We start from the raw sequence: 25,998 nt of genomic DNA, 5'->3' as shown, positions 1-25,998 counted from the left end.
GACCCAGAGGAGTTGGACCGTTGAAGCTGCTTCGAGTCGGCACGGCGGGCGCCGAGCGCCCCGCACTTCTCGACCGCGACGGGACACTGCGTGATCTGTCGGGGATCGTTCCCGACATCGACGGCGACCTGCTCGCCGACGCCTCCGCGCTCGCCCGGGTACGGGCCGCCGCCGCGACGCCCGGCGTCCTGCCCGCCCTGGACGCCACGGGCCTGCGGATCGGCCCGCCCCTGGCGCGTATCGGCAAGATCGTGTGCATCGGGCTGAACTACCACGACCACGCCGCCGAGGCGGGCGCGGAGATCCCGGCGGAGCCGATCCTCTTCTTCAAGGCCCCCGACACCGTCGTCGGGCCCGAGGACACGGTGCTCGTGCCGCGCGGCAGCCGTAAGACGGACTGGGAGGTCGAGCTCGCCGTCGTGATCGGGCGCACCGCCCGCTACCTGGAGACGGCGGAGCAGGGGCTCGCGCACATCGCCGGGTACGCGACGGCCCACGACGTCTCCGAGCGCGAGTACCAGATCGAGCGCGGCGGCACCTGGGACAAGGGCAAGAACTGCGAGACGTTCAACCCGCTGGGCCCCTGGCTGGTCACCGCCGACGAGGTGCCCGACCCGCAGGCCCTGCCGCTGCGCCTCTGGGTCAACGGCGAGTTGAGGCAGCACGGCACCACGGCCGAGCAGATCTTCCCGGTCGGTGAGGTCGTCCGCTACCTCAGCCACTTCATGACGCTCTATCCGGGCGACGTGATCAACACCGGTACGCCCGCCGGGGTGGCGATGGGACAGCCCGAGCCGAAGCCGTACCTGAGGGCGGGGCGATGTGGTGGAGCTGGAGGTGGAAGGGCTCGGCCGCCAGCGGCAGGAGCTGAAGGCGGCGTAGCCCCGCTGCGGACGACGGGCGGCCGGGAGGCCGGACGGCGGAGAGGGGCGGGGTGTCGCGCCCGTGGCACCCCGCCCCCGGCCTCACCTCCGCGTACGTGTCCTCGTACGGGGTGTCCCGGCGGCCTCCTCGTGCCCGCCCGCCCCGTTCGGCCGTGAGGCCCGTACGCCCGCCCCGTTCGGCCGTGAGACCCCGTACCTCCGCCCCTCCCGTACGTCCGCCCTCCCGTACGTCCGCCCCTCCCGCACGCTTGTCAGGCCCGTACGTCCGTCAGGCCCGCGCGTCCGTTTCCCTCGCCGCCGCGAACTGCTCCAGCGCCTCGACCACCAGCGCGTGGTCCTCGGCCTGCGGCAGCCCGGAGACGGTGACCGTGCCGATCACGCCCGCCCCCTCCACCGCGATCGGGAACGAACCGCCGTGCGCCGCGTACGTGTCCGGGTCCAGCCGGGAAGACTCCTCGAAGGTCGTGCCCTTCGCCCGGAAGCGGGTGCCCACCAGGTACGAGCTCTCGCCGTACCGCTCGACGACCCTGCGCTTGCGGTCGATCCACGCGTCGTTGTCCGCGCTGGAACCGGGCAGCGCCGCGTGGAACAGCTGCTGCGCGCCGCGCCGGATGTCGATCGCGACGGGGGCGTGCCGCTCGCGCGCCAGCCGGACCAGCAGACTGCCGAGCGCGAACGCGTCGTCGTACGAGAAGTGGGGGAGGGCGAGCCGCCGCTCCTGGGCGATCAGCTCGGCGATGGTGGGGGAGGCGGTGGTCATCAGGCGGTGCGCTCCTCGCCGGCGGGGGCCCCGGACAGGGTGACGGTGACGCCCTCGCGGGCCGAGCGGCGGGCGGCCTCCAGGACGTCCAGTGCGGCGGCGGCCTGGTGGGCGGTGACCGGGTTGTCGCCGGTGCCGCGTACGGCGGAGGCGACGGCGGCGTAGTACGCGGGGTAGTCGCCCGGCAGCGTACGGACCGGGGACCCGCCGCCCGACAGCGGGGACTCGCCGGAGCCGAGGCGGCCCCACAGCTCCTCGCCCTCCTCACCCCACGGCTCGCCGGCCGCCGGGCGCAGCCCCTCGCGCAGGGCCGCCTCCTGCGGGTCCAGGCCGTACTTCACGTAGCCCGCCTTGGAGCCCAGCACCCGGAAGCGCGGGCCGAGCTGTGCCGTGGTGGCGCTGACGTACAGGTGCGAGCGGACCCCGTTCGCATGGGTGACCGCGATGAACGTGTCGTCGTCCGCCGCCGCGCCGGGACGCCGTACGTCGGACTCCGCGTACACGCGCACCGCCGGGCCGAACAGCACCAGCGCCTGGTCGACGACATGGCTGCCCAGGTCGTACAGCAGCCCGCCGATCTCCTCCGGATCGCCCGACTCGCGCCAGCCTCCCTTCGGCTGCGGACGCCAGCGCTCGAAGCGGGACTCGAAACGCTGCACCTCGCCCAGCCCGCCGCCGTCGATCAGCCCGGCCAGGGTGCGGAAGTCGTTGTCCCAGCGGCGGTTCTGGAAGACCGACAGCAGCAGCCCGCGCTCCTCCGCGAGGCCCGCCAGCTCGCGCGCCTCGGCCGCCGTCCCGGCGACCGGCTTGTCCACGACCACCGGCAGCCCGGCCTTCAGCGCGGCCGTCGCCAGCGGGACGTGCGTCTTGTTGGGGGTGGCGATGATGACGAGGTCCAGCTCGTCGGCGCGCTCCCACAGCTCGTCCGGCGAGGCGGCGAACCGCACGTCCGGGTACGCGGCGCGGGCCTCCGCCCTGCGCTCCTCGTTCGACGTCACGACCGTGTCGAGGGCCAGACCCCCGGTGGCGGAGATCAGCGGTGCGTGGAAGACGGAGCCGGCCAGGCCGTACCCGACGAGCGCGACGCGGAGCGGGGTGCCGGGGGCGTCGGAGGCGGTGGAGGTCATGCGTTCCACTTAAGCAACGCTGTTGCTGAAGTGCAAGCGACCGGCACAATGGGCTCGTGCCCCGGACCGGGGCCGGGTCCGGGGCATGAGCGGGGCCGGGCGTGGTCGTGGACGGGAACGGATCGTCGTCGTGAACCGGAGCGGGTCGTGGACGGGAGCGGATCGTCGTCGTGAGCAGGAGCGGGTCGTTAACGGAGACGGATCGTGGTCGTGAACAGGAGCGGGGCGTGAACGGCAGCCGGACGAGGGCGAGGCCCCAGGCCGGGGTGAACCTGCCGGCCCTGCGCCATTACAACGCCGCGCTGGTCCTGGACCTGCTGCGGGCGGCCGGGTCGGAGGGCATCAGCCGGCTGGAGCTCGCCGAGGGCACCGGCCTCACCCCGCAGGCCGTCAGCAAGATCACCGCACGGCTGCGGGAGGACGGGCTGGCCGTCGGCGCGGGTCTGCGCCCTTCCACCGGCGGCAAGCCGCGCACCGTTCTGCGGCTGGTCCCCGACGCGCAGTTCGCCATCGGCCTGCACCTGGACCGCGACGGGCTCACCGCCGTCCTGGTCGACCTGGCGGGCCGGCCGGTCGCGGTCACCCGCGCACCGCTGGACCTCGGCGCCCCGGCGGACCGGGTCCTCGCCGGTGCGGCCGACGCGGTACGCGACCTGTGCGCGGCCGAACCGTACCGGCCGGTGCTGGGCGTGGGCGTCGCCGTACCCGGCCCGCTGGACCACCGGGACGGCGTCCTGCGCCGGGTCACCGGTTTCCCGCGGTGGGACGGCTACCCGCTGCGCGCCGCCCTCGCCGAGCGCACCGGCCTCCCGGTCGTCCTGGACAAGGACACGAACGCGGCCGCGCTCGCTCTGGCCCTGGCGCCGGAGCACGCGGGCGGCGGTGACTTCGCCTACCTCCACCTCGGTACGGGGCTCGGCGCCGGCCTGGTGCTCGGCGGCCAGGTGCACCGGGGGGCGCGGACGGGGGCGGGGGAGTTCGGCCACCAGACCCTCCAGCTCGACGGCCCGCTCTGCGGCTGCGGCGGACGCGGCTGCGTCGAGGCGCTGTGCCTGGCCGCCGAGGCGCGCGGCGACCGGGCCGAGGCCGCCCGCGTCCTGGGCACGGGCGCGGCGAACCTGGTGGGCCTGCTCGACATCGACCGGGTGGTCCTCGGCGGCCGGACGGTGGCCGCCGACGAGGACGCGTACGTACGGGGCGTCCGCGCCGTGATCGAGGAGCGGGCCGCTCGGGGCGGGGCGGGCGCGGGGGTGACGGTCACGGTCGCGCGGGGTGGCGACCGGCCGGTCGCGGAGGGCGCGGCCCAACTGGTGCTCGCCCCGGTCTTCGGGCGGATGGGGGAGCCGGCGTGACGGGTGGGGTCGGTCCCGCCGAGTCGGTGGCCGGTGTGACGGGCGGGGGCGGTCCCCGGCCGTCGTGACGCCTCCGGCGGTCCCCGGCCGTCGTGATGCCCCTCCGACGGTCCCTGGCCGGAGGGTGTGAGGTCGGCCAGGACGCCACCGGGCCACGCCGGGGTGCGGTCGGGTGATCGTATGAATCGTGTCGGCATGTCGACTCTCTGGGTTCGCGCGCGCGTGATGGCCTCGGAGGGCACCGCCGGGGCCCCGCCCCGGCCGTCCGCGAGAGCAGTGATCCGCGAGAGCAGTGAAGGGTGACCCCCCGATGCCCCCTCCCCCCTCCGCACGCCTGCGTGACGCCCGTGCGGTCGCCGCCCTCGGGCTGGCCGCCGGGATCACGGTGCCCGCCGCACTCCTGGGCGGCCCGCAGGCCGCCGCTCTGCCGAGCAGGCCCGCGCCCGCGCCCTCATCGGCCGGGGCCGCCGGGGCCGCCGGGGCCGCCGGAGCCGCTGGAACCGCAGAGGCCGGCGTGTCCGCCGTGGCCGCCGACGAGCAGCCCGGTTGCGGGAACCCGGACGCCGAGGAGTTCCCCATCGAGGCCCGCATCCAGGACGCCCCGGACCGGTACGCCTCCGGTGGCGGTCACGGGACGTGGTTCCTCGACCTCACCAACACCACCGCCGCGACCTGCCGGGCCCTGCACCCGGTCCTCGTCCTCACCGACCGCGACCGACGGCTGACGTCGGAACAGATCCGGGTGGAGTTCGCCGAGCCGGGCCGCGCCGGGGCCACACACCGGGTCACCTGGGAGAGCACCGACCACGACGAGCAGATCGGCGTCTTCGGCGGCGACGATGCGCCGCAGGGGGAGGGGGACAGCGAGGAGGGGGACGGCGGCTCCGGCGAGCCGTTCTTCGGGTTCACCGTTCCCGCCGGAAAGACCGTCTCCGTACGCGTCCGCATGGCCTTCACCTCGGACACCGCCCCCGGCCCGGTCACCGCCCACGCCGCCGTCGTCCAGCGCCGCCACCAGAACAAGGCCAAGGGGGGCGGGCGTGAGGACGGTGACTGGGTGGGGGAGTCGGGGGAGTACCCCTTCGTCATCGCGGACGGTGTCACCGGCGGCATCCGGGAACCGGAAGCCCCCCGCACGGAACGCCCGGCCCGGCCGGATACCCCGCCGCGACAGAGCAGCCGGCCGGAAAGTCCCTCGCCGCAGCGTCCCGGCCGTCCCGACCCGGAGCGCAGCGGTCCTGGTGCCGACACCCCTACGGAACGGCCCGGTGATCCCGACAACCCCGGAACGGACCCCGGTACCGGCCAGGTCCCGTCCCCCGACCCCGACCCCAGCTCCCGTCCGTCGACCGGCATCGAAGCCGGCGGCCGGGACCCGAGCGGCCGGGAAGGCCGGGACCCGAGCGGTGGCGACGGCGCGGACGAGCACCCCGGCCACCCGCCCCGTGACGGCTCCGGCCGCCCGCTCCCCGAACTCGCCCGGACCGGACCCGCGTCGGCGGCCTGGACCGGGGCCGTCGCCGGGGCGCTCCTGCTCGGTGGGGCCGGCCTGGTGCTGCACGCCCGCCGGGCCCGCCGGGCCGTCAGCTGACCGGCCGCCCGAGGCCCCCTGGAAACCGCCCGGCGACGTACCCCCGGCGCGCCGTCCCGTACCGGTCCGTTCACCCGCGTCTGCCACGATCGGGCGGTGGACTACCCGAACGACCAGACACCTGGCGCACCGATCCGCTCCGGCATCCCCGAGCACGGCCGTATCCCGAAGTACTACGCGGTCAAGGCCCGTATCGCGGTGCTGCTGGACGAGTTGGGGGAGGGCGGGCTCCTGCCCACCGAGCGGGAACTGGCCCTCCGGCACGAGGTCTCGCGCGAGACCGTCCGCCAGGCCCTGCGCGAACTCCTCCTCGAAGGGCGGCTGCGCCGTCAGGGGCGCGGCACCGTCGTCGCCGGGCCGAAGCTGGAGCAGCCGCTCTCGCTCGCCAGCTACACCGAGGGCGTCCGCCGCCAGGGCCGGCGGCCCGGCCGCCACCTCATCGGCCTCGACCGCTTCCCCTGCCCCGAGGCGCTGGCCGCCGAGATCGCGGTCGAACGGGGCGAGCCGGTCTGGCACCTGGAGCGCGTGCTGCTCGCCGACGACGAGCGCGTCGGGCTGGAGAGCACGTACGTCGGCGTCGCCCGCGTCCCGGACCTGGACACGGAGTTCGACCCGGACTCCTCCTTCTACGCCTACCTCCACGACCGGCTCCGGATCGCCTTCGGCGACGCGGACGAGCGGATCGAGACCGTGCTGGCGACCCCCCGCGAAGCCCTGCTCATCGGCACCCCGCCCGCGCTGCCGATGCTCCTCATCCACCGGCTCTCCCGAGACGCGGACGGCCGGCCGCTGGAGCGCGTGCGGAGCCTGTTCCGGGGCGACCGCTTCTCCTTCTCCGCCCATCTGCGGGGCGACGCGCAGCGCTGAACGGGCCGCACCCTCCTCCGGTCGCCCGGCTCGTGCGGCCACCCCAAAGGTCACGGAAGCGTAACGGGTCTGGTCCAAATGTGCGGGGTCGTTCACCGTCCCGTCGGTGACCGGACGCGTCCGGGACACCGGCCCCGAGGAGCGTGGCCGCCGTGAGAGTCATCGTCGTAGGAGCCGGCGTGGTGGGAACCATGCACGCCTGGCACGCAGTCAGCCGCGGCCACGAGGTCGTACAGATCGAGCGTGAGAGCGAGGCGCGCGGGGCATCGCTCCGCAATTTCGGACAGATATGGGTCAGCGGCCGGGCCGGCGGCGAGGAGCTGGACACGGCCCTGCGCGCCCGTGAGCTGTGGGAGGGCATCGGGGAGCGGGTGCCCGGACTCGGCTTCCGGCCGTGCGGTTCGCTGACCCCGCTGCGTACCGCGTACGAGGTCGCGGTCGCCGAGGCGGCCGTCGCCCGGCCCGACGCGGCGGCGCGCGGCTACCGGCTGCTGACCGCCGACGAGGCGCGGGCGGTCAACCCGGCCCTGCGGGGCGCGTTCACCGCGGCCCTGTGGTGCGAGCGGGACGCGGCGGTGGAGCCCCGGACCGCCCAACTCGCCCTCAAGCAGGAGCTGCTGGCCTCCGGGAGGTACACCTTCCTCGGCGGTCGTGAGGTGCGTGAGGTCCTCGGTGCCGCCTCGGTGCGCGACGACCACGGCGACGTCCACACCGGCGACGCCGTGATCCTCGCCACCGGGGCCTGGCTCGGCGGGCTGGTGCGCGAACTCGCCGGACCCGACCTCCCTGTCCGCCGCGTCCGCCTCCAGATGATGCAGACCGACCCGCTCGGCGAGCCCCTCACCACCTCGGTCGCCGACGCCGACAGCTTCCGCTACTACCCCGCGTACCGCAGCGAGGCGCTCGACGCGCTCGACGCCGGCCAGCCGCAGGACGCCGTGGCCGCCGAACACCGCATGCAACTCCTCATGGTGCAGCGGCAGGACGGCGGGCTGACCATCGGGGACACCCACGAGTACGAGCATCCCTTCGCCTTCGACACCGTCGAGGAGCCCTACGAGCACCTCACCGGAGTCGTCGAAGCCTTCCTCGGCCGCCCGCTGCCGCGCATCCGCCACCGCTGGGCGGGTGTCTACGCCCAGTGCGCCGACACCTCGCGCGTCGTCCACCGGCAGCAGGTACGCGACGGGGTCTGGCTCGTCACCGGGCCCGGCGGGCGCGGAATGACCTGCTCGCCCGCCATCGCCGAAACGACCGCCGACCAACTGGGCTGGTGAACCACATGACTTCCGCGACACCCACGACCGCGCACCCCTTCGGCCTCGTCGTCCTCGACATGGCCGGGACCACCGTCGCCGACGGCGGCCTCGTCGAGCAGGCGTTCTCGGCCGCCGCCCGGCACCTCGGCGTGCAGCCCGGCTCGGACGAGCACGAGCGCCAACTCGCCTACGTACGAGCCACCATGGGAGAGTCCAAGATCTCCGTGTTCCGGCACCTGTTCGGGGACGAGGACCGGGCCCGGTACGCCAACTCCGCCTTCGAGGAGGCGTACGGGGAACTGGTCGACGGCGGCCGTGTCGCGCCGCTCCCCGGCGCCCGCGAGGCCGTCGAACGGCTCACGGCAGAAGGCCGAACCGTCGTCCTGACCACCGGCTTCGCCCGCGCCACCCAGGACGCCATCCTCGCCGCACTCGGCTGGCAGGACCTCGTCCCGCTCACCCTCTGCCCCGCCGACGCGGGCGGCCGGGGGCGGCCCTACCCGGACATGGTGCTGGCGGCCTTCCTGCGCACCACCGCCGTGGACGACGTCCGGCGGATCGCGGTCGCCGGCGACACCTCGTACGACATGCTCAGCGGCGTACGCTCCGGTGCCGGGATCGTCGCCGGGGTCCTCACCGGCGCCCACGCCCGGGACCAGCTGGCCCGGCACGGCGCGACCCACGTCCTCGGGTCCGTCGCCGAGCTGCCCGACCTCATCGCGCGGGCCGAGGCATGACCCGCGCGATCAAGGCCCCCGCCACCGCCGACGGGACCCCCGCCCCCGCCCCCGGCGGCATCCGCTTCGACGGTGTCACCGTCGCCTACGGGGGGAACGTCGTCCTCGACCGGCTCGACCTCACCGTCGAACCCGGCGAGGTGATGGCCCTCCTCGGGCCCTCCGGCTCGGGCAAGACCACCGCCCTGCGCGCCGTCGCGGGATTCGTCCGGCCCGCCTCCGGGCGGGTCCTCCTCGGCGGCCGGGACGTCACCGCCCTGCCTCCGCACCGGCGCGGCATCGGCATGGTCGTCCAGAGCTACGCGCTCTTCCCGCACCTCAAGGTCAAGGACAACGTGGCCTTCGGGCTCAAGGCCCACCGCACCCCGAAGGCCGAGATCCCCGGCCGGGTCACCGAGGCCCTGGAACTCGTCGGCATGGCCGCGTACGCCGACCGCCACCCGCGGGAACTCTCCGGCGGCCAGCAGCAGCGCGTCGCCATCGCCCGCGCGCTCGCCATCCGCCCCGGTGTGCTGCTCCTGGACGAGCCGCTCTCCGCGCTCGACGCCCGGCTCCGCTCCGGGATGCTCACCGAACTGGCGAGGCTGCACCGCGAGTTGCCGGACGTGTCCATCCTGTACGTCACCCACGACCAGGTGGAGGCGCTGACCCTGGCCGACCGGATCGCCGTCATGGACCGGGCCCGGCTCCAGGACTGCGGCACCCCCCGGGAGCTGTACCGCCGGCCCCGTACGGAGTTCACCGCCTCGTTCGTCGGCAACGCCAACCTGTTCCCGGTCACCGTGACCGGCGAAGCGACCGTCCGGCTCGGTGACCACGCCCTGGCCGTACCCACCGGCACCGCCGCCCCCGGCGCGACCGCCACGCTCTGCGTCCGGCCCCATCTGGTCGGCCTCGGCGCCGGTCCCAACGCGCTCACCGGCACCGTCACCGAGGTCCAGTGGCGCGGTTCCACCCACCGCGTCCACGCCGATGCCGACGGCCATCCCCTCATGGCCGACCTCCGCGAACTGCGCGACCCTCCGGCGCTCGGCGCCCCCGTCACCTTCCACTTCGCGGCCGAGGACGCGGTGCTGCTCCCGGCAGGGGCGGAAGGCACGGGGGGTGTCACCCCGTGACCGCCACCACCGGCCCTCTCCCCACCCGTACCGACACCACCGGCCCTCTGCCCACCGGTGCCGCCGCCCCCGCCCGGTCCCGGTCCGTCCCCACCTGGGTCTGGGCGCTGCCGCCCGTCGCCGTGCTCGCGCTCGCGTTCCTCCACCCGCTGGCCCTCGTCGTCCAGCAGTCGTTCACGCCGGACGAGGGCGGTGTCTCCCTCGACCCGTACGCCGAGGTCTTCGCCTCGGCCGCCTTCCGCGACGCGCTCACCACCACCGTATGGCTGGCCCTCGGCTCGACCGCGGGCTGCCTCGTTCTCGGATTCGCCCTCGCGCTGGTCATCGCGTTCGTTCCGTTCCCCGGCGGGAAGGCGGTCGCCCGGTTCGTCGACGTGTTCCTCTCCTTCCCGTCCTTCCTCATCACGCTCGCCCTGCTGTTCATCTACGGCTCGGTCGGGATGGCCAACGGGCTCTGGACCGGAGCCACCGGGGCGGCCGAGGGGCCCTTCCACTTCCTGACCACGCCCTGGGGCGTGCTGCTCGCCGAGATCACCTACTTCACGCCGTTCGTGATGCGCCCCCTGCTCGCCGCGTTCTCCCAACTGGAGACCGCGCAGCTCGAAGTGGCCTCCTCGCTGGGCGCCGGACCCGGCAGGGTCATCCGGCGGGTGATCCTGCCCGAGGCGCTTCCGGCCCTCGCGGCGGGCGGCAGCCTCGTGCTGGTGATGTGCCTCAACGAGTTCGGGATCGTCCTGTTCACCGGGGCTAAGGGCGTCACGACGCTGCCGATGCTCGTCCACAGCAAGGCGATCCTGGAGTCGGACTATGCCGCCGCCTGCGTGGTCGCCGTCGTCAACATCGGGATCTCCGTAGGGCTCTACGGCCTCTACCGGGTGGTGAGTCGTCGTGCTGGTGCATAGCCGGGCCGGGAAGTGGGCCGTCCGGGCCGCCTTCCTGCTCCTCTTCGTCCCGCTGTTCGCGGTGCCCCTGTTCGTCATCCTCGCCGCGTCCCTCGCCACGAACTGGTCCGGGGCCTTTCCCTCCGGCCCCACCGTCGAGCGCTACGCCGCCGCGACGAACGGCGATTCGCTCCAGGCGCTGACCACCAGCCTGGTCACGGCCGTCTCCGCGAGCGTGCTCGCCCTCACCCTCGGCGGCTGGGCCGCCCTCGCCGCCGCTTCCCTCCGCACGCGCGGCAAGCGGCTCCTGGACGCGCTGTTCATCCTGCCGGTCGCCGTCCCCTCGGTGGTCGTCGGCCTCGCGGTGCTGGTCGCCTACAGCCGGCCGCCCGTCCTGCTCAACGGGACACGGTGGATCGTGATCCTCGCCCACACCGTCCTGGTCACCGCGTTCGCCTACCAGTCGGTCTCCGCCGCCGTGCGCCGCCTCGACCCGGCGTACGAACAGGCCGCCGCCGGTCTCGGCGCGAGTCCCGCGCGGGTGCTGTGGCGGGTGAGGCTGCCGCTGCTGCTGCCCTCGCTCACCTCGGCCGCCGGGCTCTGCTTCGCCCTGTCCATGGGGGAGTTGAGCGCCACGATGATGCTCTACCCGCCGGACTGGACCCCGCTGCCGGTGCACATCTTCGCCGCCACCGACCGGGGTTCCCTCTTCACCGGCGCCGCCCTCGCCGTGGTCCTGATGACGACGACGCTCCTGGTCCTCGCCGCCGTCTCGCGCGTCCGGACCCGCGCCTCCTACCGCTGACCCCCGTCAGCCGATCGCTGACCCCCGCCTCTCCGCACTCCCGTCCTCAGGAGAACTCCATGCGCATCCCCGCCCGCACCCTCGCCCTGCCCCTGGCTGCCTGCGCGGCCCTGACCCTCACCGCCTGCGGCGGCTCCTCCGCCGCGTCCGACGAGAAGTCCGTCACCGTCTACAGCGCCGACGGCCTCAAGGGCGAGAACGGCGACGGCTGGTACGACAAGGTCTTCGAGGACTTCGAGAAGAAGACCGGCATCACGGTGAAGTACGTCGAGGGCGGCTCCGGCGAGATGGTCCAGCGCGCCGCCCGCGAGAAGTCCAACACCCGGGCCGACGTCCTCGTCACGCTCCCGCCCTTCATCCAGCAGGCCGACAAGAAGGGCCTGTTGACCGCGTACGAGCCCGAGGGCGCCGACCTGGTCGACGGCGCCGGCCGCGCGGCCGACGGCACGTGGACCTCCGTCGTCAACAACTACTTCGGCTTCATCCACAACACGAAGGAGCTGAAGGCCCCGCCCCGCACCTGGGAGGAGCTGCTCGACCCCGCGTACAAGGAGAAGATCCAGTACTCCACCCCCGGCGTCGCGGGCGACGGGACCGCCGTCCTCATCAAGGCCATGCACGACTTCGGCGGGCAGGAGCCGGCCATGGCCTACCTGAAGAAGCTCCAGGCCAACAACGTCGGCCCGTCCGCCTCCACCGGGAAGCTCGCCCCCAAGGTCGACAAGGGTGAACTCCTCGTCGCCAACGGAGACGTCCAGATGAACTTCGCCCAGTCCAAGGACATGCCCCACCTCGGCATCTGGTTCCCCGCCAAGGGCGACGGGAAGCCCACCAGCTTCGCTCTCCCCTACGCGGCGGGACTCGTCGCCAAGGCCCCGCACAGCGAGAACGGCAAGAAGCTGCTCGACTTCATGCTCTCCGAGCAGGCCCAGCGCGACGTCAGCGCGGTCGGCGGCGGGTTCGCCGCGCGCAAGGACATCAAGGCCACCGACGCCAACGCCGTCGAACTGGCCGGACTGATGGAGGGTGTGGAGATCTTCGAGCCCGACTGGTCGGACATCGGCGCCCACCTCGACACGTACATCGACGCCTGGAAGTCGGCCACCGGAAGCTGACCGGTCACCTCTCCGCCACGGATCGCTGCCAAGGTCTGGACCCGGCCCGGATATCTCGCCAAGGTAACGGGTCTGGTCCAGTGTCACGTCCACGTCCGGCCCCGATCGACCCGCCCGCCCTCTCCCTGGAGGAACACGTGTCCCGGTCCCTGTCCCGACGCTCCGTACTCGCCACCACCGCCGCGGCCACGGCCGCCGCCGTCGCCCCGCTCGCCACCGCCGCCCCGGCCCGCGCCGCCGCTGCCGCGCCCACCCTCCCGGACGGCACCAGCAAGGACAAGGTGCTCGTCGTCGGGATGGACGGGCTGCGCCACGACGTCATCGCCGCCGCCGACGCCCCGCACCTCAAGGCGATGATGGCCGACGGAACGTACGGCACCTCGCTGCTGTACGCGAACCCGATGGCCGCCACCTCCTCCGGCCCCGGCTGGTCGACCATCTCCACCGGCGTCTGGCCCGACAAGCACGGCGTCAAGGAGAACTCCTTCGCCGGGAAGAACTACGCGAAGTACCCCGGCTTCCTCGCCCGCCTCGCCCAGGTCCGCCCCCAGCTCTCCACGTACGCGGCCGTCGACTGGAAGCCCCTGGACGCCCAGGGCACCGTCACCCCGGGGGCCGACGCCAAGCTCGTCCTCGACGGCGACCGCGACGGCTACACCGGCCACGACGCGACCATCGCCGCCGAGACGGAGTCGATCCTCCGGAACCAGAACCCGGACGTGCTCTTCGTCTACTTCGGCCAGACCGACATCGCCGGTCACAACTCCGGGGCCGCCAGCGCCGCCTATCGCCAGGCGATCGCCGTCCAGGACGGCCACCTCGGCCGCCTCCTCACCGCCATCAGGGCCCGCCCCTCCTACGCCACCGAACGGTGGACCGTCATCGTCACCACCGACCACGGCCACACCGACTCCGGTGGCCACGGCGGCAGCGCCGTCGAGGAGCGCCGCACCTTCGTCCTCGCCCGGGGCCCCGGCATCGCGGCCGGAGCCCGCCCCGCCGACACCCGGCTCGTGGACGTCGCCGCCACCGTCTTCCACCAGCTCGGCATCGTCCCCGATCCCGCCTGGGGCCTCGACGGCAAGCCGATCCAGGAACGCTCCACCGACCCGTTCGAGACGCTCTACCCCGCGCTCGCCGGCCGCGCCGACGAGACCGGCATCCCGGCCGGGGTCCTCGGCTGGACCCGCACCGCGCCCAGCGGCTGGTCCGTCGTCAACTCCGCGATGGGCACCGGGGGCGTGGCCGAGTGGCGCGGCTGGTCCTTCGCCACCGACGAGTTCTGGAGCCGCAGCCAGCGCGACCAGTCCCGCGAGCTGAACGTCCGCTCACGCGGGATCTTCGCCGTCGCGGACTCCGACGAGTGGGCCGACAAGGCGTTCTCCGGACCGTACGACTCCACCCTCGTCACCCCGGCCTACGCCGTCTCCGGCAGGACCACCGTGACCCTCGGCTTCACCACCCACCACCGGCAGGAGGGCAGCCAGAGCGCCCGCGTCCTCGCCTCCTGGAACGGCGGGACGCCCGTCGAGGTGAAGCGGTACACCTCCGACGTGATCGCGCAGCCCCAGGCGCTGACCCTGGACGTGCCGCCCGGGGCGGCCAACGTGAGCTTCCGCTTCCACTACACCGGCAGCAACAACTGGTACTGGGTGATCGACGGGGTCAAGATCACCACAGCCTAATTATGCTGGGGGTGCCGGGACGGCGTGGTCCGGGCACCCCCAAGCACGCAGTGCGTACGGCAGGAGTCCCGACACATGGCAGAGCGCAAGCCCATCACATCCTGGCTGACCGACATGGACGGCGTCCTCATCCACGAGGGCACCCCGATCCCCGGCGCCGACGCCTTCATCAAGCGGCTGCGGGACTCCGGGCTGCCCTTCCTCGTCCTCACCAACAACTCCATCTACACCGCGCGCGACCTGCACGCCCGGCTCAAGCGCATGGGCCTGGACGTCCCCGTGAAGAACATCTGGACCTCCGCGCTCGCCACCGCCCAGTTCCTGGACGACCAGCGCCCCGGCGGCACGGCGTACGTCATCGGGGAGGCCGGCCTCACCACCGCCCTGCACGACATCGGGTACGTCCTCACCGACCACGACCCGGACTACGTGGTGCTCGGCGAGACCCGGACGTACAGCTTCGAGGCGCTGACCAAGGCGATCCGGCTGATCAACGCCGGCGCCCGCTTCATCTGCACCAACCCCGACGAGACCGGGCCGTCCGCCGAGGGCCCGCTGCCCGCCACCGGCTCGGTCGCCGCCCTCATCACCAAGGCCACCGGCAAGGACCCGTACTTCGCGGGCAAGCCCAACCCGCTGATGATGCGGACCGGGCTGAACGCCATCGGCGCGCACTCCGAGACCAGTGCCATGATCGGCGACCGGATGGACACCGACGTGCTGGCGGGCCTGGAGGCGGGGATGCAGACCTTCCTGGTCCTCACCGGGCTCACCACCGTCGCGGACATCGACCGCTACCCGTTCGGCCCGTCCCACGTCGTGGAGTCCATCGCGGACCTGGTCGACCTCATCGACCTGCCGGACCAGGTGGACCAGGGGAAGCAGGCGGACACGCCTGCCGACTAGGGCCCGCGCGTCCGGCGGACCGCCCCGACCCGCGCGGACCGCGTCCGCAGCCGCCCGCCGACGCCCCCCGGCGTCGCCCGAATGGAGGACTGCGGATGCGGCCCGCCGCCGCAGACCCGAACCTTCCCGTAGGAGGTTCACGATGCGTTCCATACCCATCACATTCTGTGCGACGGCGGCGGCCGCGCTCATAGCCGTGCCCGCACCCGTAGCTCTGGCATCCCCGGCCGCCCCGGCCGGGGACGACGACCGGCGCACCGGCACCGTCTCGATCACCCCGTCCACCACCGCCCCCGGCGCCGAGGTGGAACTCTGGACCGATGTCTGCGGCAAGGGCCGCCGGGCCAAGGGCAACTCCGACGCCTTCGCCTCGGTCGCCCACTTCCGGCCCGCCGACGAGAAGGGCCTCTTCGCCGAGGCCCGCATCCGGTCCGACGCCGAACCCCGCTCCTACGACGTCTGGGTGACGTGCGAGGACAGCGCCGGCAAGGCCACCGGCACCCTCACCGTCGTCCACCACAACCGGCCCTCGCCCGCCGCGCCCGTCAAGGCGGGCGGCGGAGGCGCCGCCACCCTCGCCGAACGGTCCGCCGAGGCCGAGGGCCCCGGCGTCCGGCACGCGGTGACCGGCCTGGTGCTCGCCGCCGTCGCGGCCGTCGCCGTGGCCCTGCGCACCTCGCGCCGTCGCCGCGGCCCGGCCGGCAGCTGAGATGGGCGCCCCGGACCGCCCGGCAGGCAACGGGCGACTGCTCACCGGAGTGACCTGGGCCGTGCTGCTGCTCGGCCTGTGGCTCTGGGGCAAGGAGGCCGGCGGCGGGTTCGGCGGTCTGCCGGCTCCCACCACCGGGGATGTGGCCGCGGTCGGCCGCCCCTTCGGGGCCTCGCTGCCCCCGGCCCACGAACCGCTCGACGGGTCGGCCCCCGAGCGCGTCGAAGTCCCCTCCGTGGGGATCGACGCCCCCGTCATCGCGCGCGGCCTCGACGGGGACGGGGCCATCGACCCGCCCCCGTACGGCATGCCGAGGACCGCCGGCTGGTACGGCGACGGCACCCGGCCCGGCGCGGAGGGGACCGCCCTGTTCGTCGGGCACGTCGACACCGACACCGAACCCGCGGTCTTCTACGGGCTCAGCGCGGTCGAGCCGGGCGCCCGGATCGAGGTCACGCGGGCGGACGGCAGCGTCGCCCGTTTCACCGTGGACGACGTCCAGCTCCTCACCCGCGAACGCTTCGACGCCCAGAAGGCGTACGGGCCCCGCCAGGACGGCCGGGCCGAGCTGCGGCTGATCACCTGCGGCGGGACGTACGACCCGGAGACCCGCTCGTACACGGCGAACGTGGTCGTCTCCGCCTACCTCACCGGCGCGAAGGACGCGCGGGGCGGCGGGGCGGGCGACCGGGACGGCGGCGAGCAGGCCCGGGCGGCGGCCCGCACCTGACCTCGCCGTTCCGCGGTCCGTACGGCCCGGCAGGTCCTGCCCGTCCCGGCCGGCCGCCTCTTCGGGGGCGGCCGGCCGGGACGCCGCTTTCGCCCAGGATGTCCGGAACCGGTGTCCCGGTCCGGCGGTTGTGCGGGGCGGGAAGTGGGCACCCGACCGCTGTGCCAGGATGGAACGGACCGGCAGCACATCGGGTGCGACCGATGAGGAACAGTGCAGGCAGTGCACCCAAGGGGGAGTGGATGTACGGCAGTTACACCGGCCGGTCCCGGACGCGCGGGCGCGCGGCGGGCCTCCGGACGACCGGTACGGCGGTGGCGCTCGGGGCGGCCCTGCTGCTGGCGGGATGCTCCGGCGACGGGGACGGGGGCGACCGGGAGGGCGCGCCGGTCGTCGGCCAGCAGCCCAAGGCGAAAGACCCGTACTGGGTGAACCCCGACGGCACCGCGGCCCGCCAGGTCGCCGCCTACCAGGAGGACGGCGACCAGGAGAAGGCCGACCTGATCCGGCGGATCGCCGAGCAGCCGGTCGGGGAGTGGATCGGCCCGGACGCCCCGGAGGACGAGGCACGGCGCGTCACCGAGGCGGCCGCGAAGGCCGACCGGTACGCGCTGCTGGTCCTCTACAACATCCCCCACCGCGACTGCGGCCAGTTCTCCAAGGGCGGCGCCGCCGACGGCGACGCCTACCGGGCCTGGGTGGACGGCGTCGCCAAGGGCATCGGGAACCGCCCGGCGACCGTGATCCTGGAGCCGGACGCCCTGCTCCACCTGGTCGACGGCTGCACCCCCCGAGAACACCACCACGAGCGCTACGACCTGCTCAAAGGCGCCGTCGAGCGGCTGAAGCGGCAGCCCGCCACCAAGGTCTACGTGGACGCGGGCAACGCGGGCTGGCAGTCGCCCGAGGCCCTGCACGAGCCGCTGTGGCGGGCGGGCATCGCGAAGGCGGACGGCTTCTCGCTCAATGTGTCCAACTTCCGCACGACGGCCGTCAGCACCGAGTTCGGGAAGAAGCTGTCGGTGAAGGTGGGCGACAAGCCCTTCGTCATCGACACCAGCCGCAACGGCAACGGGCCCTACGAGGGCGGCGATCCGGCCGAGACCTGGTGCAACCCGCCCGGCCGCGCGCTCGGCGAGCCCCCGACCACGCAGACCGGCGACGAGCGGGTGGACGCCTACCTGTGGATCAAGCGCCCCGGCGAGTCGGACGGGGACTGCAAGGGCGGCCCGAAGGCCGGCGAGTGGTGGCCGGAGTACGCGCTGGGCCTGGCCCGCGCCACCGGGTAGCGCACGGGCCACGGCCGCCCGCGCCGCAGGCGTACGTACGCCACGCGTCGCGGGCGTACGTACGCCTACGGCACCTCCACCCACATCCCCTCGGAGGGGGTGCCCTCCTTGTCGGTGACGAACAGCATGTACCAGCCCGAGGGCACCAGCGCCCGGTTCTTCGGCACGGTGACCGTGATCCCGTCCGCCGACTTCGTGAGCTCCAGATCGATGCTGCGCTGGTCGGTGTCGGTCACATGGGTGACCGCCGAGGGCCGCATCAGCTTCGCCGAGGTGATCGAGGCGGCCTGGCGCGTGGTGAACATGCCGGTCCCGCCGCGCTTGATGCTCTTGGGGCCGGCCGTGAGCTCGGGCCGGGAGCCGCGGTAGAGGTAGGGCGGGGTGTAGATCTCGATGCGCTGCTCGAAGGTGCCCGGACGGGTGTTGAGCTTGTCCGAGTAGAGCGGGTCCGATCCGAAGATCATGACCCGGCCGTCGGGGAGCAGCACGGACCCGGAGTGGTAGTTACGCCCCACCGCCGGGTCCGCGACCCGCCGGTAGGTGTCCGTCTTCGCGTCGTACAGCCGGGCCTCCAGCACGTCCGAGCCGCCGCGGCCCCGGTAGTCCCCGGCGCCGCCCGCCACGAGCAGCGAGTCGTCGGGGAGCAGGGAGGCGCTGGGGTAGCGGGTGCCCTCGTCCAGGGAGGCGCCCTCGGTGAACTTCGGGTTCTTCTCCTGGAGGTCGACCAGCCGGGACTTGGGGGTGGACTTCTCCGACTCGCCGACCCCGCCCCCGCCGATCACCATGAACCGCTCGTCCTGGGCCGGAGGCAGCCGTACGGTCGCCGAGGTCTCCATCTGGTCGGGGTCGGCGAGACCGGGGATCTCGTCGAAATCATTCGTCCGCACGTCCCAGATACCGGGGGTGCGGCCCTCGCTCTGGAGCCCGTAGCCGGAGTTGGAGCCGGAGTAGAACAGCCTGCCGTCGTTGAGGAGGAAGAGCGCCGGGTAGGTGGCGAACTTCCGGACGATGCCGCTGTCCTTCCAGGTCTTCTTCTTCGGGTCGTACACCTCGGCCTTGCCCACGTCGATCTGGCCGATGTCGTCCAGGCCGGAGACGGCGAGAACCCTGCCGTCCTGGAGCGTCGTGAGGGTGGGGTACCAGCGGGCCTTGTCCATCGGGTCGACGGGGATGTACTTCTCCGCGACCGGGTCGAACTCGTAGGCGTCGTTGATGCCCTGGAAGTCCTTCTTGTCCAGCGCCAGCTTCTGCGCGATCCCGTAGACGTTGCGGGTGTCCTCGGCGGAGAGCCCCGCGACGCGGTAGTTGTCCTCGGTGCCGGTCTCGTACTTCCGCCCGGACTTCTCGGCCTCCACGTAGATGCGGCCGACGCCCGCTTCGTTGCGCTGGTACTCACCGGTCTTCTTGTCGAAGACCTTGGTGGCCTTCTCCACCAGGAGCGGGTCCTGGGAGATGAAGGTCTTGCCGCTCTCCTTGCCCGTGAAGCGGGTGCCCGCGGGGAGCGTGATCGGCTTGCGGGGGTTCTCGTTGCGGACGATCATCAGGCCGCCGGCCTTGGTGACGTCGCCCCCGAGCTTCTCGTAGCGCTTGGTGCCGCCGGCTATGAGGAGATTGCCGCCGGGGAGCTGGGTGTGGCCCGCGCAGAACAGGTCCTTGGGCGTGGGGATGTCCTTGAAGACGTTCGTCTTCGGGTCCCACAGCACGGACCGGAAGCTCTTCGCGTCGAAGTTCTTCTGGTTGTTGCCGGAGCCCGCGACGAGCAGCACCTTGCCGGTGCGCAGCAGCGCGGCGTGGACGGCGTTGACCCGGTGTTCGGCGGGGATGTCCAGGAAGTCCCAGTGGCCGTTGGCCTCCTTGTAGGACTGCTTGTTGATCGTGTAGTGGTGGTAGCGCTCGGAACCGAACCGGTAGAGCCAGGGCCCGTTGGCCCCCGCGAGGGCGACCACGGCGACCGTGCCGATCGCGAACCGGCGCGTACGCAGACCGGAGCGGCGGGCCCGCGCCCCCGCGCTGCGGGAGGCCGGACCTGCGGAACGGCGGGCGCCCCGGCCCGAATGGCGTGTCATGACTGCGGTCCCCCCAGGGCGATCTTCATGGTGTGGTCGGAGCCGGGGCCGGCCGGACCCGGCGGCGGCCCGGCCGGCGGCCGCGGGCCGGACGAGCCCGCCCGGCGACGGCCGCGGCGCTTCTTCTTCTCGGCGCGGATCGTGTACCGCCAGCCGATGATCGGTGCGGCGGTGATCAGCAGCGCCAGCGTGGCCCAGGTGACCATCGCGGGGTGGCTGTGGCCCAGGAAGAACGAGGCGATCACCGAGGCGCCGAAGACGACGATGAAGAACAGGTGGATGCGGAAGGTGCCGAAGAGGGTGTCCGGGCTGGAGGAGTTCCCCTTGGGGGTCACCACGAACGAGCTCTTGCGGCGCAGCACCGCGTCCATCAGCGAGCGGGCGTAGATCGGCGCGGAGAGCGCGGACATCATCATGCCGGCCAGACCGCCGGAGCCCTCGGGCTCGTGCGGCGAGACGTTGTGGCGGCGGTTCCAGATGTACAGGCCGATCTGGAGCGCGGTGGCGTTGCCGTACAGCATCATCCAGATCGTGGGGTCGATCTGGACGCCGGAGGCGCCCATACCGAGGAAGAGGGCGCAACTGAGGGCCGCGAGGATCCAGTTCAGCGCCGAGATCGGGTAGAAGACGATCATCAACGTGTAGTTGAAGAGCTTGCCGGGCGGCATGGTCCCGAAGCCCTTCCAGAACTGGCCGATGATCGTCTCGTAGGTGCCCCTCGACCAGCGCAGCTGCTGGGTGAAGAAGTCCGTCCACGCGGTCGGGCCCTCGCCGACGGCCAGCACGTCCGGGGTGTAGACCGAACGCCACTTGTTGCCGGTGGCGGGGTTGCGGTGGCGGTGGATCTCGAAGCCGGTGGCCATGTCCTCGGTGATCGAGTCGTACAGACCGCCGATCTGCTTGAGCGCCGAGATGCGGACCGCGTTGCTGGTGCCGACGAACATGGGTGCGCCGTAGCGGTTGCCCGCGCGCTGGATCAGGGCGTGGAAGAGGAACTGCTGCGACTCGGCGGCCTTGGTGACGAAGGTGTCGTAGTTGCCGTAGACCTGCGGTCCGATGACGAAGCCGACGTCCGGGTCGCGGAAGTAGCCGAGCATCCGCTCCAGGTAGTTCGCCATCGGGATGTGGTCGGTGTCGACCGAGGCGAAGAAGTCGTAGTCGCCGCCGTGCGCGTCCAGCCAGGCGTTGTAGTTGCCGTGCTTGGTCTTGGCGCGGTGGGGGCCCTTGGCCTGGTTCCAGTGGGCCACGCCCTTGCGGGAGAAGTGGTGCACGCCGAGCCGGGCGCACACCTCCTTGACCGCCGGGTCGTCGCCCTCGTCGAGCAGCCAGACGTGCATGAGGCCGCGGTGGCGGATGCGCACGGCCGCCTCCAGCGTCTTCGTCACCATCTCCAGCGGCTCCTTGCCGGGGACGAAGGAGGTGAGGAAGGCGACCTTGGTGCCGGACTCCGGGACCACCGGGACCGGGTCGCGGGCGACCAGGGTGGCGTGGGCGTTGGAGAGGACGTTCAGCGTGCGGAACAGCTCGATCAGGCCGATCGAGACCAGCATGACGACGTCGAGGGCCAGCAGGAGGTCGTCGTCCAGGTTCGGGTCACGGTCCGTCCAGTGGCTGGGCTGCATCAGCCAGACGAAGAGACCGAGCGAGACGAGAGGAGCCGCGCCGAGCAGGAGCGCCGCGCGCACGCGGTGCGGCTCCTGGGATATGAGCGAGCGGTACCGGACCTTGTACGGCTTGCCCGCGGGGGGCTGCGTCAGGGGTCCGGCGAGCCGGCTGTAGTGCTCGTAGTCGTAGCGCGGCAGTTCCTTCTTGGCCCGCCGTCGTGCCGCACCCGCCCGCAGCTGCGCCGGTATCCGGAGCTGAGTCGTCCGGGAAGCGTCGTTCTCCTGCCGGTCGCCTGGCGGCGTCGACGTCATGGGTCATCCCCCCGCACGCATGCTGGTGCGTGTCTGGATCGGTCTCGTCGTGCGCGGTGGGTCCCCGTTCTTCACCGGGCACGCACACGGTGGCAAGCCACCGTCCCCACAGACATGGATCGGCAGCTTCCCGGTTGCATGATGCCCCTTCGGCGTCCGCTGCCCGGCGAGACCTCCGCCACACGGGTGCGCACAACCGGAACGTCACGCTCTGCTGCGTCAACTGTACGGACCGGCGGCCCCCTTGGGAGTGTCGATCCCCAGACAGATTGTCCGACACCGCACGCGATCGCAAGGATGAAATGGGTGGCGTGGTGGCTTTGTGTGCGGTTTGACCACGCCGGTGGGGAGGATGTGACGAAGTGGGGATCTCCCCCTCCCGCACTGTCCGCAACCGTCCAATTGCGGAGCGTCGGCGGGCGGACGGTCGCGTGTGCGGGGTGTCGTCGGGTGATTGACGGGGAATGATCAAAGCCCCCTCACTGAACGTGAGGGGGCTTTGACTGTGCGTGCGCCGTCAGGGACTCGAACCCCGGACCCGCTGATTAAGAGTCAGCTGCTCTAACCAACTGAGCTAACGGCGCCTGCTGACCTGGAGAACTCTACCGGACGTCCAGGGGTGCTCCGAACCATTTACCGGCCGCCACGCCCCGTCAGATAGTCGTTTTTTTCCTTTGTTCCGTCAAAATGCGATATGTCGGACGAGTTGAGATGCTGACGCCCGTTGCGGCTGCGCCAAAAGATCTTGACGAAATGACGAGTGCGGAGGGGAATCGCATGACTGTGCCGGTGTTCGAGGAGTACGAACCCGCCATCGACTGCGCGTGTGCGGGGTGCGCCCTGCGGCGGCGCTCCGCCGCGCGGGCCCTGCCGGTGCGGCGCGGCGGCCGTCCCGCCGCACGGCGCGCCCTCGTGCTGGCCACGGCGGCCGGTGTGGTCCTCTCGTGCGGGGCCGCCGGAGCGGCGGCCGCCGCCGGACACCACGGCCACGCTCCGCACGCCGACGGGGGAGCCGACCCCGAGCCGGCCACCCCGCAGGGGGAGAAGGGCCCGCTCCGGGGCGTCGGGGCCTCGGGTCCGCCGTCGGCGGGCTCGGCCGTCCGCACGACGACGCGGGCCGAGATCATGGACCGGGCCCGGCGCTGGGTGGCCGCGAAGGTCCCGTACAGCATGGGGAAGTACTGGTCGGACGGGTACCGCCAGGACTGTTCCGGCTATGTGTCGATGGCCTGGAACCTCGGCACCAACGAATGGACCGGCAGCCTCGCCGCCTACGGCACCCGGATCGCCCGTGCGGACCTGGAACCCGGCGACATCCTCCTCTTCCACAACCCCGCCGACCCCTCCGAGGGCTCGCACGTCACGATCTTCGGCGGCTGGACCGATTCCGCGCGCACGCACTACATCGCCTACGAGCAGGCGCGCCCGCGGACGCGGAAGCAGTCCACGCCCATGGCGTACTGGAACAACTCCAGCCGTTACGTCGCCTACCGCTACAAGGGCGTCACGGGAGGTTCGCCCGGCTCCGGATCGTCCACCGCCTTCCCCGGCGCCGGGCGTTTCGGTCCCGGCACCGCCAACGAGTACGTCACCGAGCTCGGGAAGCTGCTGGTCCAGCGGGGCGGCAAGCGGTTCTACGCGGTCGGCCCCGGTCCGGTGTGGAGTGCGGCGGACCAGCGGGCGACGCGGGCGTTCCAGCGGGCGCAGGGCTGGCAGGGCAAGGAGGCGGACGGTATTCCGGGCCCGCACACCTGGCGCCTGCTGACCGGCGGCGGAGGACGGGACATCCCGGCCGCGGGGGCGGACGGCAGCCCGAATACAGCCGTCGCGTTCCCCGGACGCGGCTATTTCAAGCCGGGTCAGTCCAACAGCCATGTCGACCGGCTCGGCAAACAGTTGGTGAAGAAGGGATACGGCAAGCACTACGTGTCGGGCCCCGACCCGCGCTGGACCGAGGCGGACCGCCGCAACGTCGAGGCGTTCCAGCGGGCCCAGGGCTGGCGCGGCGGCGAGGCCGACGGATATCCGGGGCCGGAGACCTGGCGCCGGCTCTTCGCGTGACCGATGTGACGGAAAGGAATCGGGTACCGGTGACCCTCAACGACGACCAGTCCCCCCGGACCAACCCCACCCCCGCCCCCCACTCCCTGGACGACCGGCTTCCGCCGTCGCTCTTCGCCCCACCGGGCAAGGGGAGCCCGCCGCCGCTGTTCGGCCCGGTCGGCGGCGGGGAGGCCCCGCCCGACGACGAAGCCGCGCGCCGGCCGAGCGGTGTGAAGACACCTGAGGGCGGTGCACTCCCGCCGCCGCTGTCCGGTCGCTCGGGTGAGGCGTCCCCCGCGGACGCCGGTACGGGCCCGCCCGACCCTGCGGGGGCCCGCGCCCCGGAGTCCCCGAGCGCGGAGCCGCGCCTCGGGCCGGCGGCGGACGGCTCCGGCGCCGCCGGGCCCGCGGCCGGCCGCCCCGCCCATGACCGCCCGGCGCCCGCGCGCGCCGTGCCGCTGGACGGGAACCTCCACCTCCGTCCCGTCCGGCGCGCTCGGGCGGAACCTTCGGCGGAGTGGACTCCCCACCCGTCGTACGGGGCCGAGCCGGGCGGCGCGCAACCGGCAGCCGAACAGGCCGAGGCCGGAAGGCCGGACACCGGAAAGGCCGAGACCCGCATGCCGGAGACCGGAAGGCCGGACACCGGAAGGACCGAGGCGCGCGGGTCCGAGACCGGAAGGCCCGAGGCCGGAGAGCCGGACGGCAGGAGGCCCGAGGCCGGAAAGCCGGGGGCCGGGGCGTCCGAGGGGGCCGGGCCGGAGGCCGGGCGGCTGCCCCGGCGCGCCCCCGTCCGGGGGGCCGTCGACGCCCCCGGACCCGACACCGAGCTGGACCTCGTCCTGGACCTGGCCCCCGGCGACCGGGCCGCCTCCGCCACGTTCTCCGTACCCGTGTCCGTCCCCGCCCCGGCTGCCGCGTCCACCGGCTCCACCGGGAAGGCGACGACCACCACGACGGCCGTGTCCGGCGCCACGGCGGTGTCCGCCACGACGTCTCCGTCCACCCCGGCGTACCCCGCCCGCCGCCACGCCGTCATCGCCAACGAGACCACCGCCTCCATCCCCGTCCACCTCCTCTTCCGCGACGATCAGGAGCGGACCGAGGCTGCGGCGCTGCCCCCGGGGGTCGTCCGGCGGCCCGTCGAGGAGCGTGCGCCCGCGACCCGGCGGCCCCCCGTGCCGCGTGCACCGCGGACGCGGGTGCGGCCCTCGACCCGGCCCGCCCCGGACGCCGACCCCCGGCTCACCGAGCGGCCCGGCCCGGCCCTCCCCGGCTCGGCGGCCCTTCTCGTCGGCGCGGCCGCGATCGCCGGCGGGCTGGCCGTCCTGGGATGGCGGGGAGTGCTGCCCGCCGCCTGGCAGACGGCGGTCGGGCTCACCCCCCGCCCCGACCTCGGCGTCGGCGCCGGCGCGTGGGCCCTGCTCGCCGTCCTCGGCACCGTGGCGCTCCTCGCGCTCGGCGGCCTCGGCCGGGGCCGGGTCGGGTACGCGTGGGTGCTGACGCTGTTCGGCGACTACCGGGGCAGCGTGCGGCGCACCGGCCTCGTCTGGGTCTCGCCCCTGCTGCTGCGCCGCCGCGTCGACGTACGGCTGCGGCACTGGCGGAGCGAACCGCTGCCCGCCGTGGACGCGACCGGAACCGCGCTGCGCGTCGTCGTCCTCGTGGTGTGGCGGATCAAGGACACGGTCCGGGCCGCCCTCGGCATCGAGGACCACGAGGCGTACCTGAGCGCCCAGGTCGAGGCCGCGCTGGCGCGGGTCCTCTCGCAGCTGCCCGCCGACGCGTTCCACGAGGACGCCCCCAGCCTGCGCGACGCGGAGGCGGTCGGCGACGCGCTGACCCGGCTGCTGAAAGCGGACTGCGAACCCGTGGGCGTGGAGGTGTACTCGGCGCAGCCGACCGGCATCGAGTACGCCCCCGAGGTGGCGGCCGCGATGCAGCGGCGGCGGATCGCCGCGATCGACTCCAAGCACCGGGACAGCGTGCTGACCTCGGTGGTGGACGCGGTGGACGACACGGTCAACCGGCTGACCACACGCGGCATCGTCGAGCTGGACGACTACGAACGCAAGGCGCTCGTGAAGGACCTGACGGTCGCCTTCTACACCGGGCGCAGCGGGGGAGGCGACGGGGCCTGAGCGGCCCGGAGGAGGTT

Annotated in this window: 20 protein-coding genes, 1 tRNA gene and 1 pseudogene; 17 read left to right on the top strand and 5 right to left on the bottom strand. The window is 73.2% G+C overall.

The features are described 5' to 3' along the window. Positions 1 to 20 precede the first annotated feature (20 nt). A pseudogene (locus QFZ71_RS09930) lies at positions 21 to 882 on the top strand (fumarylacetoacetate hydrolase family protein). A 270-nt stretch (positions 883 to 1,152) separates the two neighbouring features. Here the strand turns inward: QFZ71_RS09930 and QFZ71_RS09925 are convergent. Beyond that, positions 1,153 to 1,644, bottom strand: a complete 492-nt coding sequence (locus QFZ71_RS09925; RefSeq protein WP_307667895.1) for a heme-degrading domain-containing protein — start codon at positions 1,642 to 1,644, stop codon at positions 1,153 to 1,155. Then, complete coding sequence (locus QFZ71_RS09920; RefSeq protein ID WP_307667894.1) at positions 1,644 to 2,771, bottom strand: Gfo/Idh/MocA family oxidoreductase; 1,128 nt, start codon at positions 2,769 to 2,771, stop codon at positions 1,644 to 1,646. Before QFZ71_RS09920 ends, QFZ71_RS09925 begins: the two co-directional genes overlap by 1 nt. A 227-nt stretch (positions 2,772 to 2,998) precedes the next feature. Here QFZ71_RS09920 and QFZ71_RS09915 point away from each other — a divergent pair, with 227 nt between their 5' ends. From QFZ71_RS09915 to QFZ71_RS09850, 14 genes are all read left to right on the top strand, one after another. Further along, entirely contained in the window at positions 2,999 to 4,123 is a 1,125-nt protein-coding gene (locus QFZ71_RS09915; protein WP_307667893.1) for an ROK family protein, read from the top strand. Positions 4,124 to 4,433: 310 nt separating this feature from the next. Then, entirely contained in the window at positions 4,434 to 5,714 is a 1,281-nt protein-coding gene (locus QFZ71_RS09910; protein ID WP_307667892.1) for a peptidase, read from the top strand. A 96-nt stretch (positions 5,715 to 5,810) separates the two neighbouring features. Beyond that, a complete protein-coding gene (locus QFZ71_RS09905) occupies positions 5,811 to 6,581 on the top strand; it encodes a GntR family transcriptional regulator (protein WP_307667891.1) in 771 nt (256 codons plus the stop codon). Between the two features lie 152 nt (positions 6,582 to 6,733). Beyond that, positions 6,734 to 7,858, top strand: coding sequence for a TIGR03364 family FAD-dependent oxidoreductase (locus QFZ71_RS09900; protein WP_307667890.1), 1,125 nt, complete (start codon positions 6,734 to 6,736; stop codon positions 7,856 to 7,858). Positions 7,859 to 7,863: 5 nt separating this feature from the next. Beyond that, a complete protein-coding gene (locus tag QFZ71_RS09895; protein WP_307667889.1) occupies positions 7,864 to 8,577 on the top strand; it encodes a phosphonatase-like hydrolase in 714 nt (237 codons plus the stop codon). After that, positions 8,574 to 9,695 (top strand): ABC transporter ATP-binding protein, encoded by a 1,122-nt coding sequence (locus tag QFZ71_RS09890; protein WP_307667888.1) that lies wholly within the window; start codon positions 8,574 to 8,576, stop codon positions 9,693 to 9,695. The genes QFZ71_RS09895 and QFZ71_RS09890 overlap by 4 nt, the downstream gene beginning before the upstream one ends. Before the next feature lie 47 nt (positions 9,696 to 9,742). Continuing rightward, the gene (locus tag QFZ71_RS09885; RefSeq protein WP_307671395.1) at positions 9,743 to 10,597 is read left to right on the top strand and encodes a 2-aminoethylphosphonate ABC transporter permease subunit; all 855 of its coding nucleotides are present in this window, start codon (positions 9,743 to 9,745) and stop codon (positions 10,595 to 10,597) included. After that, a complete protein-coding gene (locus tag QFZ71_RS09880; protein ID WP_307667887.1) occupies positions 10,584 to 11,381 on the top strand; it encodes an ABC transporter permease in 798 nt (265 codons plus the stop codon). Before QFZ71_RS09885 ends, QFZ71_RS09880 begins: the two co-directional genes overlap by 14 nt. 59 nt (positions 11,382 to 11,440) lie before the next feature. Then, positions 11,441 to 12,496, top strand: a complete 1,056-nt coding sequence (locus QFZ71_RS09875; RefSeq protein WP_307667886.1) for a 2-aminoethylphosphonate ABC transporter substrate-binding protein — start codon at positions 11,441 to 11,443, stop codon at positions 12,494 to 12,496. 137 nt (positions 12,497 to 12,633) lie between these two features. Beyond that, entirely contained in the window at positions 12,634 to 14,181 is a 1,548-nt protein-coding gene (locus QFZ71_RS09870; protein WP_307667885.1) for an alkaline phosphatase family protein, read from the top strand. Between the two features lie 75 nt (positions 14,182 to 14,256). After that, complete coding sequence (locus QFZ71_RS09865; protein ID WP_307667884.1) at positions 14,257 to 15,087, top strand: HAD-IIA family hydrolase; 831 nt, start codon at positions 14,257 to 14,259, stop codon at positions 15,085 to 15,087. A gap of 142 nt (positions 15,088 to 15,229) precedes the next feature. After that, positions 15,230 to 15,796 (top strand): hypothetical protein, encoded by a 567-nt coding sequence (locus QFZ71_RS09860; protein WP_307667883.1) that lies wholly within the window; start codon positions 15,230 to 15,232, stop codon positions 15,794 to 15,796. A 1-nt stretch (position 15,797) separates the two neighbouring features. After that, positions 15,798 to 16,526 carry a class F sortase gene (locus QFZ71_RS09855; RefSeq protein ID WP_307667882.1) on the top strand — a complete coding sequence of 243 codons (729 nt, stop codon included), beginning with the start codon at positions 15,798 to 15,800 and terminating at the stop codon, positions 16,524 to 16,526. A gap of 242 nt (positions 16,527 to 16,768) precedes the next feature. After that, the gene (locus QFZ71_RS09850) at positions 16,769 to 17,815 is read left to right on the top strand and encodes a glycoside hydrolase family 6 protein (RefSeq protein ID WP_307671394.1); all 1,047 of its coding nucleotides are present in this window, start codon (positions 16,769 to 16,771) and stop codon (positions 17,813 to 17,815) included. Between the two features lie 65 nt (positions 17,816 to 17,880). Here the strand turns inward: QFZ71_RS09850 and QFZ71_RS09845 are convergent, their stop codons facing one another. From QFZ71_RS09845 to QFZ71_RS09835, 3 genes are all read right to left on the bottom strand, one after another. Further along, a complete protein-coding gene (locus QFZ71_RS09845; RefSeq protein WP_307667881.1) occupies positions 17,881 to 19,881 on the bottom strand; it encodes a kelch motif-containing protein in 2,001 nt (666 codons plus the stop codon). After that, positions 19,878 to 21,797, bottom strand: a complete 1,920-nt coding sequence (locus QFZ71_RS09840; protein ID WP_307667880.1) for a glycosyltransferase — start codon at positions 21,795 to 21,797, stop codon at positions 19,878 to 19,880. The genes QFZ71_RS09845 and QFZ71_RS09840 overlap by 4 nt, the downstream gene beginning before the upstream one ends. Positions 21,798 to 22,307: 510 nt before the next feature. Next, positions 22,308 to 22,381, bottom strand: a tRNA-Lys gene (locus tag QFZ71_RS09835). A 193-nt stretch (positions 22,382 to 22,574) separates the two neighbouring features. Between QFZ71_RS09835 and QFZ71_RS09830 the strand changes: the two genes are divergently transcribed. Both QFZ71_RS09830 and QFZ71_RS09825 read left to right on the top strand, forming a co-directional pair. Further along, positions 22,575 to 23,858, top strand: a complete 1,284-nt coding sequence (locus tag QFZ71_RS09830; protein WP_307667879.1) for a peptidoglycan-binding protein — start codon at positions 22,575 to 22,577, stop codon at positions 23,856 to 23,858. A 29-nt stretch (positions 23,859 to 23,887) separates the two neighbouring features. Then, positions 23,888 to 25,981: an SPFH domain-containing protein gene (locus tag QFZ71_RS09825; RefSeq protein WP_307667878.1), complete on the top strand. Its 2,094-nt coding sequence runs from the start codon at positions 23,888 to 23,890 to the stop codon at positions 25,979 to 25,981. Positions 25,982 to 25,998 lie beyond the last annotated feature (17 nt).

It is taken from the genome of Streptomyces sp. V2I9, assembly GCF_030817475.1.
Taxonomy (GTDB): Bacteria; Actinomycetota; Actinomycetes; order Streptomycetales; family Streptomycetaceae; genus Streptomyces.
This window is presented reverse-complemented; position numbering and strand designations above follow the sequence as displayed.